This is a genomic window from Cryptosporangium arvum DSM 44712 (genome assembly GCF_000585375.1).
Taxonomy (GTDB): Bacteria; Actinomycetota; Actinomycetes; order Mycobacteriales; family Cryptosporangiaceae; genus Cryptosporangium; species Cryptosporangium arvum.
On sequence record NZ_KK073874.1, the window covers coordinates 2,503,588 to 2,515,969 of the forward strand.

The 12,382-nt window shown below is 72.0% G+C and carries 13 protein-coding genes; 3 read left to right on the forward strand and 10 right to left on the reverse strand.

Annotated elements, in window-relative coordinates; genetic code table 11:
* Window positions 1-142 precede the first annotated feature (142 nt).
* A complete protein-coding gene (locus tag CRYAR_RS11725; RefSeq protein WP_035850550.1) occupies window positions 143-1,024 on the forward strand; it encodes an alpha/beta fold hydrolase in 882 nt (293 codons plus the stop codon).
* Here CRYAR_RS11725 and CRYAR_RS11730 read toward each other — a convergent pair.
* From CRYAR_RS11730 to CRYAR_RS11740, 3 genes are all read right to left on the reverse strand, one after another.
* Entirely contained in the window at window positions 1,021-2,163 is a 1,143-nt protein-coding gene (locus CRYAR_RS11730) for a TFIIB-type zinc ribbon-containing protein (RefSeq protein ID WP_245620436.1), read from the reverse strand. The two genes, CRYAR_RS11725 and CRYAR_RS11730, sit on opposite strands and share 4 nt — an antisense overlap.
* Window positions 2,160-3,257 carry an SPFH domain-containing protein gene (locus tag CRYAR_RS11735; protein WP_035850551.1) on the reverse strand — a complete coding sequence of 366 codons (1,098 nt, stop codon included), beginning with the start codon at window positions 3,255-3,257 and terminating at the stop codon, window positions 2,160-2,162. Before CRYAR_RS11735 ends, CRYAR_RS11730 begins: the two co-directional genes overlap by 4 nt.
* A 180-nt stretch (window positions 3,258-3,437) precedes the next feature.
* Window positions 3,438-4,265: a mycofactocin-coupled SDR family oxidoreductase gene (locus tag CRYAR_RS11740; protein ID WP_035850554.1), complete on the reverse strand. Its 828-nt coding sequence runs from the start codon at window positions 4,263-4,265 to the stop codon at window positions 3,438-3,440.
* Window positions 4,266-4,490: 225 nt separating this feature from the next.
* On the opposite strand from CRYAR_RS11740, the gene CRYAR_RS11745 reads away from it, so the two are divergent.
* Window positions 4,491-6,047: an LLM class flavin-dependent oxidoreductase gene (locus tag CRYAR_RS11745; RefSeq protein ID WP_035850556.1), complete on the forward strand. Its 1,557-nt coding sequence runs from the start codon at window positions 4,491-4,493 to the stop codon at window positions 6,045-6,047.
* Here the strand turns inward: CRYAR_RS11745 and CRYAR_RS11750 are convergent.
* The 6 genes from CRYAR_RS11750 to CRYAR_RS11775 all read right to left on the reverse strand — a co-directional run bounded on the left by CRYAR_RS11750 (window position 6,033) and on the right by CRYAR_RS11775 (window position 10,803).
* Complete coding sequence (locus CRYAR_RS11750; RefSeq protein ID WP_035850559.1) at window positions 6,033-6,428, reverse strand: STAS domain-containing protein; 396 nt, start codon at window positions 6,426-6,428, stop codon at window positions 6,033-6,035. The two genes, CRYAR_RS11745 and CRYAR_RS11750, sit on opposite strands and share 15 nt — an antisense overlap.
* Before the next feature lie 136 nt (window positions 6,429-6,564).
* The gene (locus CRYAR_RS11755) at window positions 6,565-7,689 is read right to left on the reverse strand and encodes a DmpA family aminopeptidase (RefSeq protein WP_051570050.1); all 1,125 of its coding nucleotides are present in this window, start codon (window positions 7,687-7,689) and stop codon (window positions 6,565-6,567) included.
* Window positions 7,690-7,731: 42 nt separating this feature from the next.
* Window positions 7,732-8,745, reverse strand: coding sequence for an NAD(P)/FAD-dependent oxidoreductase (locus CRYAR_RS11760; RefSeq protein ID WP_035850563.1), 1,014 nt, complete (start codon window positions 8,743-8,745; stop codon window positions 7,732-7,734).
* Between the two features lie 22 nt (window positions 8,746-8,767).
* Window positions 8,768-9,274 carry an isoprenylcysteine carboxyl methyltransferase family protein gene (locus CRYAR_RS11765; protein ID WP_035861853.1) on the reverse strand — a complete coding sequence of 169 codons (507 nt, stop codon included), beginning with the start codon at window positions 9,272-9,274 and terminating at the stop codon, window positions 8,768-8,770.
* A complete protein-coding gene (locus CRYAR_RS11770; protein WP_035850568.1) occupies window positions 9,271-10,320 on the reverse strand; it encodes a type III polyketide synthase in 1,050 nt (349 codons plus the stop codon). Before CRYAR_RS11770 ends, CRYAR_RS11765 begins: the two co-directional genes overlap by 4 nt.
* 63 nt (window positions 10,321-10,383) lie before the next feature.
* On the reverse strand, window positions 10,384-10,803 hold the full coding sequence (locus CRYAR_RS11775) for an organic hydroperoxide resistance protein (RefSeq protein WP_035850571.1): 420 nt from the start codon (window positions 10,801-10,803) through the stop codon (window positions 10,384-10,386).
* Window positions 10,804-10,886: 83 nt separating this feature from the next.
* On the opposite strand from CRYAR_RS11775, the gene CRYAR_RS11780 reads away from it, so the two are divergent.
* A complete protein-coding gene (locus CRYAR_RS11780; protein ID WP_211247399.1) occupies window positions 10,887-11,480 on the forward strand; it encodes a TetR/AcrR family transcriptional regulator in 594 nt (197 codons plus the stop codon).
* A gap of 54 nt (window positions 11,481-11,534) precedes the next feature.
* On the opposite strand, the gene CRYAR_RS48560 is transcribed toward CRYAR_RS11780, so the two are convergent.
* Complete coding sequence (locus tag CRYAR_RS48560; RefSeq protein ID WP_063725699.1) at window positions 11,535-12,230, reverse strand: hypothetical protein; 696 nt, start codon at window positions 12,228-12,230, stop codon at window positions 11,535-11,537.
* Window positions 12,231-12,382 lie beyond the last annotated feature (152 nt).

Consider the following 12,382-nt stretch of genomic DNA (forward strand, 5'->3'; position numbering starts at 1 on the left):
GGCCAGTGCCCGGTCGGTCGTCACAGCACTCCGACGTGAATGAAGACGTGAACGTAACGGAGTCAGTAGCGAAACCCCGTTCTGTGGAGTAACAAAACAGTCTGTTGCGACCGCTACTACTCACCGTCAAAGGGGCGCACCCATGTTGGAGACCTTCACGCTCCACAAGCACCAGTTTGACCAGTATCGGGGCGAGATCGCGACGCGGTCGGGTCCGGCCAGCTTCGTCGACACCGGCGGCGGTGGCATTCCGGCGTTGTTCGTCCACGGCGTCGGCACCAGCAGTTATCTCTGGCGGAACGTGTTCGCCGAGCTGGTCGGCGATCGCCGGTGCATCGCGATCGACCTGCCGCTGCACGGGCGCACCCCCGCCTCGGCCGATCAGGACTTCTCCCTGCCGGCGCTGGCCGAGTTCGTCGCGCACTGCTGCGACGCGCTCCGGCTCGCCCGCGTCGACCTGGTGGCGAACAACACCGGCGGCGCGGTCGCCCAGATCTTCGCGGTGCGCCACCGCGAGCGGCTGAACTCCCTCACGCTCACCAACTGCGAGGCGCACGACAACGTCCCGCCGACGGCGTTCCTGCCGACCGTGCTGCTCGCCCGGGCCGGGATGCTCGCCCGCACCGGGCCGCCGCTGCTGCACGACCTGCCCCGGGCCCGCGAGCTGGTGTACGGCGTCGGCTACCAGGACGTCGACGCCTTACCCGAGGAGATCGTGCTGGCCAACCTGACCCCGCTGATCGGCACGCACGAGGCCGCCCGCCAGTTCCAGCGGTTCCTCACCTCGCTCCGGGCCCCCGACCTGCTCGCGGTCGAGCCGGAGCTGGCCCGCCTGAACGTGCCGACCCAGATCGTGTGGGGCACCGCCGACATCTTCTTCGGCCGCCGGTGGGCCTACTGGCTGCGGGACACGATCTCCGGCGCGTCCCGGGTGGTCGAGATCCCCGGCGGCAAACTCTTCTTCCCCGACGAGCGCGCCCGCGAGTTCGCCGCCACGCTGCGCCGGCACTGGGCCCGCCCTTAACGACGCAGGACGAAGAACAGAACGACAGCGGTGACGACGAGCAGCGCGGCGATGACGGCGAGGGCGATCTTCACCTTGCTGTACGGACGCTGACCGGCGACCTCGGCCGTGCGGCCGTTGATCAGCACCTGGAACGAGCGGCCCGCGTACAGGTACACGCACACCCACACCGGCAGCAGCATCAGCTTGAACATCACCCGCGAATAGCTGGTGTTCACCGAGTGGACGCGCTGCTCGTCGCCCCCGATGTCACGCCGGCAGTCCTGCTCGATCACCGACGCCATCCGGCCCCGCGCGACGCCCATGCCCTCCTCGGGCTCGACGTCGTAGCGCAGCGTCTGGTGCCCGGCGAGGTAGTCGGGGTCGTAGGGCTTGGACTCCGGCAGCGGCCACGGCTCCAGCGCGTCGAGATGATCCGACGGCACCTTGGACGTGCCGCGCACCAGGACGTCGTCGAAATCGCGGGAGACGTGGCCGCTCGCCGGCCACCACCGGGTCTTGCGGACCTGGCGGGTCTCGGTGCGCTCCTGCCCGTCGCTGTCCCGGACGGTGTACGTCTCGGTCTCGTAGTAGTACTCGCCGCGCTCGCCGGTGTAGTGCGAGGACGTGTTCGCGTCGTACGTCCAGTGCGGCAGGTAGGTGCTGCGGACCGACTCGGCCGTGGTGACCTTCTTCAGCGCGTTGGGCGCGAACCAGCGGCTCTTGACCCAGCCCTGCAACGCCTCGCGAACGCGGGGGCGGTCGACGCTGAACGGCAGCACCGCCTCCGGGACGACCATCTCGCCGCCGTCGACGCTCGCCACGACCGGGGCGCCGCAGAACTGGCACCGGTCGGAGATCGCGTCGGACTCGGTGACCGCGCCGCACCCCGGGCAGGTGAACACGTACGCGGCCAGCGTGGCGACGGGCTTGCGCGGCAGCCGGACGAACTCGTCCCAGGCGTGCTCGCGGACGACGCGGTCGGCGGCGATCTCGATGTGCTGCGCGCTGCCGCAGTAGGGGCAGCGCAACGACTCGGTGCCGGGCGCGAACTCCAGCGTCGCCCCGCAGTTGGTGCACGGGAACACCCGCTGCGTCGACGCGGGCGCGCCGGACCGCGGCGCGCCCTGGTCGGGCGCGCCGCCGTGGGGCGCGGTCACTGCGGCGGGAGGGGCGGCGGGACGGAGCCCAGCACACCGGCCAGCTCGGGCACCTGCTCGGCCGGCACCCACTGGGCCATGCCGGTCTTCCACACCAGCGTGGTGCGGGTGAGCGCGCCCGAGGCGACCTGGGCGGCCAGCGCGGCCTGGTCGTAGGGCCCGGCCTGCTGGCCGCCGACGCCGAGGTACCACTGCGCCTGGGCGGGCAGCGGGGGAGGCCCGGCGGCCGGGGCGGGAGCCGGATTCAGCGACTGCGCCATGCGTTGCCCGGCCGCCATCCCGAGGCCCAGCCCGAAGCCCTCGCCGGCACCGCCGCCCGGGTTGTTCGCGGCGTCCTCGATCGCGTTCGCGGTCTGGAACTTCGTGTACTGGTCGAGGTCGCCGAGCACGCCCATCTGGGTGCGCTTGTCCAGCGCCTGCTCGACCTCCGGCGGCACCGAGATGTTCTCGATGATGAACTTCGGGATCACGATGCCGATCGGCGCGAGCTCCTCGCTCAGCACCGAGGCGAGCCTCTGCCCGATCTGCTGCTGGTGCGCGGCCAGATCGATCATCGGGACCTGCGCGGTGGCGAGCGCGCTGCCCAGGTGGCTGACGGTCAGCTGGCGCAGGTACTCGGCGACCTCGTCGGTGCGGAACTGCGGATCGGTGCCGACGAGCTCGGTGAGCAGCCTCTTGGGGTCGGCCACCCGGACCGCGTACGAGCCGAAGGCGCGCAGGCGCACGACGCCGAACTCCGGGTCGCGGACCGTCACCGGGTTCTGCGTGCCCCACTTCATGTCCGTGAAGACCCGGGTGTTGACGAAGTACACCTCGGCCTTCCACGGCGAGTCGAACCCGTACTTCCAGCCCTTGATCGTGCTCAGGATCGGCAGGTTCCGGGTCTCGAGCGTGTAGGTGCCCGGCCCGAACGCGTCCGCGATCTGGCCCTCGTTCACGAACACCGCGACCTGCGATTCGCGGACGACGAGCTTGGCGCCCATCTTGATCTCGTTCTGGTAGCGCGGAAACCGCCAGACGATCGTGTCGCGGCTGTCGTCCAGCCACTCGATGATGTCGATGAACTCGCCGCGGATCTTGTCCATCAGGCCCATCGGATTCTCCCCACCTTCTCCAGTCGCACGACCTGTGTAGCAGGCGGTTCCGGCAGCTGGATAAGCGGCTGATCTGATTCGGCCCGGTTTGCCCGGCGCCAGAGTCAACTATTCATCAGGTCCGCCGCCCCGCGGCTCGACGTGGGAGGGTGCCGGGAGCGCGAACTCCCGGCACGCCACCTACAGCTGACCCCCGGCGTCGACGTAGTGCGTGGTGCCGGTGATGTAGCGCCCGGTGTCGGCCACCAGGTACAGGATCGCGTTGCTGATGTCGCTCGGGTCGAGCGCGACCACCGGGAGCTTGTTCAGCTCCTTGGCGGCCACGTCGAAGTCCTCGCGGGTCGGGTTCTCCAGGTCCGGGCGGAAGAGCCGGTAGGTCGGGTCGTTGAGGATCATCCCGGTGGCCACCGTCGTCGGGTGCACGGTGTTGACCCGGATGCTCTCCGGGGCCAGCTCCTTGGCCATCACCTTCGCCAGCATCACGATGCCGGCCTTGGCCGCGGAGTAGTGCGCGGTGTTGGCGTTGACCCAGGTCGCGGCGAGCGAACTCGTGATCACGACCGCGCCGCCCCGGCCGCCGGCCTGGATGTGCGGCACCGAGGCCTTGACCGTCTTCCAGACGCCGGTCAGGTTGATCTCGATCATCTCGTCCCAGACCGTCTCGTCCATCTCGAGCGTCGGTGCGGGCGTGGAGATGCCGGCGTTGGCCAGCACGATGTCCAGACGGCCGAGCTCGGCGACGCCCTGGTCGACCGCGGCCTTCAGCCCGGCCAGATCGCGGACGTCGACCTGCGCGGCGATGATGCGCCGGTCCAGCGCCTCGACCTCTTTCACGGTCTCGGCCAGGTCCTCGGGTGTGGCCATCGGGTAGGGGACGGTCTCGGCCTGTGCGCAGAGGTCGATCGCGATGATGTCGGCGCCCTCGCGGGCCAGCGTCAGCGCGTGGCTACGGCCCTGGCCCCGGGCGGCGCCGGTGATGAACGCGACTTTGCCGTCGAGCTGTCCCATGTCGGGCTTCCCTTCGTCGGGAGGTTGTCCACTCCGACGCTATGCCTAACGGACATCTGTCGTCTAGCGCGCCCGAACCCGTTCTCAGCTGGGTCTTTGCCTTTTCGTCACGGAGTGCCACAAACCACTCGCGAATCTTCGCCGCGAGCTCGCCCGCGCTCGTCCCGGGAGGCGCGGAGGGGAGTGTTCTGTCAAGCAACTCTTCTGTGTGGCAGACTAATTGCCATGACTGACTACGGACACGACCTGGTGTTCGGCACGTTTCTCACGCCGAGCGCCGAGGACCCGGGGCGCGTCGTCGCGCTGGCCCAGCTCACCGAGCAGCTCGGGTTCGACTTCGCCACCGTGCAGGACCACCCGTACCAGGCCCGCTTCCTCGACACGTGGACGCTGCTCTCGGTGATCGCCGCCCGCACGACCACGTTGCGGGTCGCGCCGAACGTCGTCAACCTGCCGTTGCGGCCGCCGGCGGTGCTGGCGAAGAGCGTCGCCTCGCTCGACCTGCTCAGCGGCGGCCGGGTGGAGCTCGGCCTCGGGTCCGGTGCGTTCTGGGACGGGATCGCCGCGCTCGGTGGGCGCAAGCTCAGCCCGGCCCAGGGCGTCGACGCGCTCGCGGAGGCGATCGGCGTCATCCGGGCGCTCTGGGCGCCGGGCGGGTCGGTCCGGCTCGACGGTGAGTACTACCCGGTCCGCGGTGCGCACGCCGGGCCGGCGCCGGCCCACGACGTCGGGATCTGGCTCGGGGCGTACAAGAAGCGGATGCTGGCGCTGACCGGCCGGGCGGCCGACGGGTGGCTCCCGAGCAGCCCCTATGCCGGGCCGGAGAAGCTGCCGGCGATGAACGCCGCGATCGACGCCGCCGCCGCGGACGCCGGGCGGGACCCGCGGGAGATCCGCCGCCTCTACAACATCACGCCGCAGTTCACCGCCGACCAGCTGGCCGAGCTCACGCTCGAGCAGGGGATGAGCGGCTACCTCGTAATGGGGGACGACCCCGAGGTGGTGCGCCGGTTCGCCGCCGAGGTCCTACCCGCCGTCAAAGCCCAGGTCGACGCCGAGCGCGCGCGCCGCGCGGCCGCACCACCCTCCTCCGCCGCGAACACTCCGCCCGCGGCGAGCACCCCGGGCATCGAGCCCGCGGCCACCGGTACGGTCGCCTCCCGGTCCGGGCGCCCGCTCCCCACCGGCCTGGGCGTCACCCCGACCCCCGACGACGGCGTGCGCTTGTCCGGCGTCACCCTCTGGGACGAGACGGAACGCCCCACCGGACCGGCACCCGACCCGGGCCGCGCCTACACGGCGGCCCAGCGCGCCTCCGGGCAGCACCTGATCGACGTGCACGACCACCTGCGCTCCGAGCTCGCGACCGTGCGCGACCTGATCGAGCAGGTCGCGGCCGGCCTCACCGATCCGGGTGCGGCCCGGTCGGCGATCAACGCGATGACGATGCGCCAGAACAACTGGACGCTCGGCACGTACTGCGAGTCCTACTGCCGGGTGGTCACCACGCACCACACGCTGGAGGACACCGCCCTGTTCCCGCGGCTACGGCGGGCCGACGCGGGGCTCACGCCGGTCGTCGACCGGCTGGCCGCCGAGCACGTGGTGATCCACGACGTGCTGGAGCGGGTCGATCGGGCGTTGGTCGGCCTGGTCACCGACGAGAAGGACATCGACCAGGTGCGGGCCGAGGTCGACCTGCTCTCGGACACGCTGCTCTCGCACCTGGCCTACGAGGAGCGCGAGCTGGTGGAGCCGCTGGCCCGGCTAGAGATCATCTGACCAGTGCCACCCGGCCTCGGCCTCGTCGGTGACGAGGCCGGCCAGGCCGACCACCTCCAGCACCCGCCGCACGAACAGGGTCGGGCGCGTGAGCACCAGCTGCGCGCCGTGGCGCCCGGTGGCCCGCGCGCCGGCCTCGAGGCACCGCGCGCCGGGCCCGCCGATCCAGGGCACCTGGAGCAGGTCGGCGATCACCAGGTCGACGGCGTCGACCCGGGCCGCCGCGACCAGGAGCTCCAGCAACTGGGGTGCGCTGCCCTCGTCGAGGGTGCCGGAGAGCTGGAACAGCGCCCAGTGGTTCGCCTCGTCCACCGCGCGCGAGACGTCCAGGGTGCCGTCGGTCGAGACGAGTGGCGCGAGGACGTCGGGCCGGGGGGACATCGGGAGAAAGGTGCACTGTCGGTGCTCGACCACTACGTCTCCCCGGGTCCGGTACGCGTGCAGAGGGCACTACCTGGTCGTCACTCTGCGACGTACTCGTCCCCTTCGCGATCCGCGGGTAACGAATCGTGCTAAATCATATCTTCCCGGGTGCGGAGAACGCGCCCCGCACCACGTCGTGCGGAAGGGCCGGCACGTGTGACCCCCGGAAACCGGTCATGTCGTCGTTCGCGACGAGCGCGTTCAGGACCGCTTCCTCGACCGCCTGCACCGCGGCCTCGTAGAACGCGTCGATCCGCCCCCAGGGCACGAACCGCAGGTGCTCGTACTCGTCGTCGCCGACCGGTCCGGCGGGGAAAGTGCTGGTCAGCGCGCCGGCGTTCGCGGTGGAGAAGGCCAGGAACAGGTCGCCGGAGAAGTGGCTCCCGGTGGTGCCGGTGCGGCCGATGCCGAGCGTCGCCCGCCGGGCGAGCGCACCGCACTGGCCCGGGAGCAGCGGCGCGTCGGTGGCGAGCACCACGATGACCGACCCGGCTCCCCGCGGCGCGGCCGGTGGCGGCTCCGGGGCCCCGGAGGGCTCGGCGAAGCGGATCGGGGTTCCGCCGATCGTGAGCTCGTGGCGGGCCCCGTGGTTGGCCTGGACGAACGCGGCGACCGTGTAGTGGTCGGGGCCGTACCCGAGCACCCGGGACGCGGTGCCGGAACCGCCCTTGAAGCCGTGACAGATCATGCCGGTGCCGCCGCCGACGCTGCCCTCCTCGACCGGGCCGATCCGGGCGGCGTCGAGGGCGGCGACCGCGTGCCCGGGCCGGACATGACCTCCGTAGAGGTCGTTGAGCCGGCCGTCGTAGGTCTCGGCGACCACCGGGAGAGCCCACTGCGTCGTGAGCTCGGGGCGGTTGCGTTTCAGCCACTCGACGACACCGGCGTGCGCCGGGCCGACCGCGGCCGTGTTCGTGATCACGATCGGCGAGTTCAGCGCGCCGGACTCGGCGATCCAGGCGGTGCCGGTCATCTCGCCGTTGCCGTTGAACGAGTGGGTGCCGGCGGCGCACGGCACGCCGACGCCGTCGCGCCCGCGCGGGAAGACCGCGGTGACGCCGGTGCGGACGCTCTCGCCCTCGACGAGCGTCGTGTAGCCGACCTCGACCCCGGCGACGTCGGTGATCGCGTTCCAGCGCCCGGGCGTGCCGGCGAGGGGGATGCCCAGGGCGCGGGCGCGCGGCCGCCCCGAGGGCGTGGACAGCAGGTGATCGGCCATGCGGGCATGATCGCCGACCCACCGGCCGGCTCGGGGCGCGGGTCAGCGGGCCAGGTGGTTCACCAGCGTGGTGAACGTCCGCGGGAGGCGGGCGGCGGCGGGCACGATCGCCCGGGAGAGCAGCGGGCGGTTGCGGGCCCAGAGCAGGCCGCCGGTGAGCAGGCGGTAGCGGCGCGACGCGGCGGCCCAGCGGCGTTCGTAGTCACCGGGACGGTCGGCGGCCACGCAGGCGACGAGCTCGGCCGCGCCGGCCCACGCCACCGCGAGACCTTCGCCGGTGAGCGCGTCGACATAGCCGGCGGCGTCGCCGACCAGCAGGACCCGGCCGTGGACCCGGGCCGACACCCGCTGGCGGAGCGGGCCGGCGCCGCGCACCGGGCCGGTGGGGGAGTGCAGCTTCGCGGCGAGGGCCGGGAACCGCGCCAGCTGGTCGGCGTAGGGGCCGCGCGCGGTGGTCAGGATCGCGACGCCGACCAGCTCGGGGGCCACCGGCGTCACGTACGCCTCGGCGCCGGGCGCCCAGTGCACCTCGACGAGGTCCGCCCACGGAGCGACCGCGTAGTGCTGCCGGAGCCCGTGGCGGGACGGCCCGCGCGACGGGCGTTGCAGCCCGAGCGCGCGGCGGATCGGCGAGTGCAGGCCGTCGGCCGCGGCCAGGTACCGCGCCCGGAAGCCCGCGGTCTGCACGCCGTCGGCGTCCTGGGTGATCCGGCCGGCCGCGCGGGGCACGATCTCGATGCCGGCCGCGGCCACCGCGTCGGTCAGGTGGGTGTGCAGCGTGGTCCGACGCACGCCCCGGCCCGCGCCGGCTCCGAACAGCGCGTCGACGCCGCGCCGGGCGTCGGCGTAGTGGATGCCGCGGAAGGGCAGGCCGGGAACCTGGACGCCGAGCTCCGAGAGGAGCTCGACCGCGTGCGGCATCAGCCCTTCGCCGCACGCCTTGTCGATCGGTAGCGCCCGCGGTTCCAGCACCGTGACGCTCAACCCGCTCCGCGCGGCCAGCAGTGCCGTGACCAGCCCGGCCGGCCCGCCGCCGGCGACGAGGAGGTCGATCATGGCCGGCCGGTCCCGCGGCGCGTCACACCGTGGCGGCGCGCAGGGCCGCGTTCTCGGCGCGGATGCGCACGGTGAGCAGGCCCGCGTTGAGCACGGTGAAGACCAGAGCGGTGAGCCAGGCCGAGTGCACGAGCGGTAGCGCGAACCCCTCCACCACTACCGCGACGTAGTTCGGGTGCGCGAAGAAGCGGTACGGACCGCCGGTGACCAGCGGCATCCCCGGCACGACGATGATCTTGGTGTTCCACTGGTGCCCGAGCGTCCGGATGCACCACCAGCGCAGCGCCTGCGCGGCCACCGCCAGCACCAGCATCGGCCAGCCCAGCCAGGGCAGGAACGGGCGGTGGAAGGCCTCGGCGAGGCAGCCGGCCAGCAACGCGGTGTGCAGCACGACCATGAACGGGTAGTGGCCGGCGCCGTACTCCCGGCCGCCCCGCTCCAACGCCCACCGCTTGTTGCGTACCGCGACCACCAGCTCGGCGAGACGCTCCACGCCGACCAGCAGCACCAGGACGACGTAGAAGGTCACCACCGCAGCAACACCAGTTCCGCCGAGAAGCCAGGTCCCATCGCGATCAGCATGCCGGGTGTGCCGGGCTCCGGTGGGCGATCGACCAGAGTGTCCCGGAGGATGTGCAGCACCGACGCCGAGGAGATGTTGCCGATCCGGCGCAGCGAGTTCCAGCTGGCGCCGAGCGCGCCCTCGGGAAGCTCCAAACCGGACTCGATCGCTTCCAGCACCTTCGGCCCGCCGGGGTGGCAGACCCAGGTCGTGATGTCCTTGCGGGTCAGCTCGTGCTCGGCGAGGAACTCGTCGACGCCCAGGCGCAGGTGCTTCTCGGCCAGCGTGGGCACCTCGGTGCCGAGCACGACCTTGAGGCCGTTCGCGCCGATGTCGAACCCCATCGTGCGCAGCGTGTCGGGGTAGAGAACGCTCCGGGTGGCGAGCACGGTGGGCCCGTGCACCGGCCGGTCCGGGCCGACCGCGACCACCGCGGCCGCGCCGTCGCCGAACAGGCCGCTGGCGACGAGGTTGGTCGGCGACCGGTCGTCGTACTGGACGGTGAGCGAACACAGTTCGACGGTGACCAGCACCGCGACCTGCTCCGGCCAGGCACGGACGTAGTCGTGCAGGCGGGAGATGCCGACCGCGCCGGCCGCACAGCCGAGGCCGACGATCGGCGTGCGCTTGACGTCCGGTCGCAAGGCCAGCCGCCCGGCCAGGTGCGCGTCGAGCGACGGGATCGCGAGGCCGGTGGAGGTCACGGCCAGGATCGTGTCGACGTCGTCCACAGTGAGCCCGGCGTCGGCGAGCGCGCCCTGGACCGCGCGGGTGCCGAGGTCGATCGCGCCCCGGAGGAACGCGTCGTTGGCGGCGCCGAAGTCCGGTAACGGGTACTGCTCGAGCGGAAGCGTGAGGTGCCGGGTGGCGACACCGGAGGATCGGTGGACACGCTCGAGGAACCGGCGCTGGTTGTCGTCGAGCCCGCACGCCTCGGCGACCGCGTCGGTCAGTTCGGCTTGCGGATAGCGGTAGTCGGGCAGGACGCCGTGGACAGCGGCGAGCTGTGTCATTACTCGACCGTAAGCGGTTCGAGTCGATACCGCCCGTCAACAAGGCCCACGGCGTCCCGACGGCTATTCGACGACCAGTTCCACCGGGATGTTGCCGCGGGTGGCGTTGGAGTAGGGGCACACCTGGTGGGCGGCCTCGACCAGCTCACGGCCGGCGTCGCCCTGGAGCGACTCGGGCAGCTCGACGCGCAGCGTCACGGCCAGGCCGAAGCCGCCGTTGTCGGTGGGGTTGAGGCTCACCTCGGCGGTGACCGACGCGTCCTTGGCGTCGATTTTGCGCTGGGCGGCGAGCATCCCGAGCGCGCTGGAGAAGCACGCGGCGTACCCGGCCGCGAACAGCTGCTCCGGGTTCGTGCCGGCGCCGCTGCCGCCCATCTCCGTCGGGAACGAGAGCTGGACGTCGAGCTTCCCGTCGCTGGTGCGGGTGCGCCCGTTCCGGCCGTTGCCGTCGGCGGTGGCGATCGCGGTGTAGAGCGCTGACATGTCGTCGTCCCTTCGCTTGGTATCCAGACAGACCTGTCTGTACGAGCCCCAGACTAGACAGATCTGTCTGGTAACTTCAAGGAGTGCCGTCGATCCCCCTCGAACTGCCCGGTGCCCTCGCTCCCGCGCCCGGGGGGCGTCCGCGTGACCGGGTACTGGCCACCGCGAGCGTGCTCTTCTACACGGTGGGCATCCGCGCGGTCGGGATCGACCGGATCATCGCCGAGGCCGGCGTGGCGAAGGCCACCTTCTACCACCACTTCCCCACCAAGGACGCGCTGGTCTGCGCGTACCTCGCCGACCTGCACGACCGGCAGGCCGCGGCGTTCGCCGCGCTGGCGTCGTCGGTCGGGCCGGTCGACGCGGTGCTGGTGATGTTCGACGCGCTGGGCGAGTTCACCTGCGGCCCCGGCTTCCGGGGGTGCGCGTTCGTCAACGCCGCGGTGGAGTACCCCGACCCGGCCAGCCCGGTGCGCGCGGTCGTGGCCGACCACCGCCGCTGGTACGCCGACGCGGTGCGCGACGTGCTGGTCGCGGCGGAGCACCCGCGCCCCGCCGAGACGGCCCGGATGCTCGTGATGCTGCGCGACGGCGTGGTGATCGGCGGCCAGGTCGACGACCCGGCGGCGGTGAGGGCCACGCTCCGGGCCGCGGTGACGGCGCTGGTCGCCGCCTGAGACGCGCGAACGCCCCGCCGCGGGTGCGGCGGGGCGTCCGGAGACCGCGGAGAACTAGCTCGCCGGGGTGGTCGGCTGCGGGGTGACGACCGACGGGTCGGTCGCGGTCTGCGTCGTCGTGGTCGTGGTCGTCGTCGTGGTGGTCGTGGCCGGAGCCTCGTCCGCCGCGGCGGTGTCCGGGACCTGCGCCGGGTCCGGGGCGTCGGTGACGGTGGTGGCCGTGTCGACGGTGCCGTCGGCGTCGGTGTCGGAGTAGACCGTGTCGAACACACCGTCGTCGTCGGTGTCCACGACGACGGCGTCCACGTCGCCGTCGTAGTCGCTGTCGACCTCGACGGCGTCGAAGTCACCGTCGTTGTCGGTGTCGGCGGCCGTGGCGTCGATGACGCCGTCGCCGTTCTGGTCGACGACCGCGTAGTCGAAGTCGCCGTCCCCGTCACGGTCGTAGAGCGCGGTGTCCGCGACGTGGTCGCCGTCGGTGTCCACGATCGCGTAGTCCACGTTGCCGTCGCCGTTGGTGTCGCTCACCACGACGTCGACGTACCCGTCACCGTCCGTGTCGGCCGCGACCGTCTCCGCGGTGCCGTCGTGGTCGAGGTCGAGCGCCGCGTACGCCGTGCCGTCCTCGTTCTGGTGCAGGTAACCGTCGACGGTTCCGTCGCCGTCGTAGTCCAGCGGCACGTCGTTGTCGGCGATCGTGCTGGTGGGGGCGTCTGCGCCGTGGTCGATCGTGTCGCCGCTGTCGCTCATCGTTCGTCCTGTTCTCGGTGAGGGGTGAGAGGTGGGGTAGGTGCTTGACGACGACACTAGGGGTGACACCAGGTGCGGGGATCCCGGTTTCGTGCCACCCGACCGGCGATCGGGCCCGTGAGTCGCGCACCCGACAGCGTCCTGGCCGCTGT

Coding starts and splice junctions, on each gene's coding strand:
- CRYAR_RS11750 (WP_035850559.1), bottom strand. CDS start 6,428: ATGTCCCCCCGGCCCGACGTCCTCGCGCCACTCGTCTCGACCGACGGC.
- CRYAR_RS11740 (WP_035850554.1), bottom strand. CDS start 4,265: ATGGGACAGCTCGACGGCAAAGTCGCGTTCATCACCGGCGCCGCCCGG.
- CRYAR_RS11770 (WP_035850568.1), bottom strand. CDS start 10,320: ATGACACAGCTCGCCGCTGTCCACGGCGTCCTGCCCGACTACCGCTAT.
- CRYAR_RS11760 (WP_035850563.1), bottom strand. CDS start 8,745: ATGATCGACCTCCTCGTCGCCGGCGGCGGGCCGGCCGGGCTGGTCACG.
- CRYAR_RS48560 (WP_063725699.1), bottom strand. CDS start 12,230: ATGAGCGACAGCGGCGACACGATCGACCACGGCGCAGACGCCCCCACC.
- CRYAR_RS11755 (WP_051570050.1), bottom strand. CDS start 7,689: ATGGCCGATCACCTGCTGTCCACGCCCTCGGGGCGGCCGCGCGCCCGC.
- CRYAR_RS11775 (WP_035850571.1), bottom strand. CDS start 10,803: ATGTCAGCGCTCTACACCGCGATCGCCACCGCCGACGGCAACGGCCGG.
- CRYAR_RS11725 (WP_035850550.1), top strand. CDS start 143: ATGTTGGAGACCTTCACGCTCCACAAGCACCAGTTTGACCAGTATCGG.
- CRYAR_RS11745 (WP_035850556.1), top strand. CDS start 4,491: ATGACTGACTACGGACACGACCTGGTGTTCGGCACGTTTCTCACGCCG.
- CRYAR_RS11735 (WP_035850551.1), bottom strand. CDS start 3,257: ATGGGCCTGATGGACAAGATCCGCGGCGAGTTCATCGACATCATCGAG.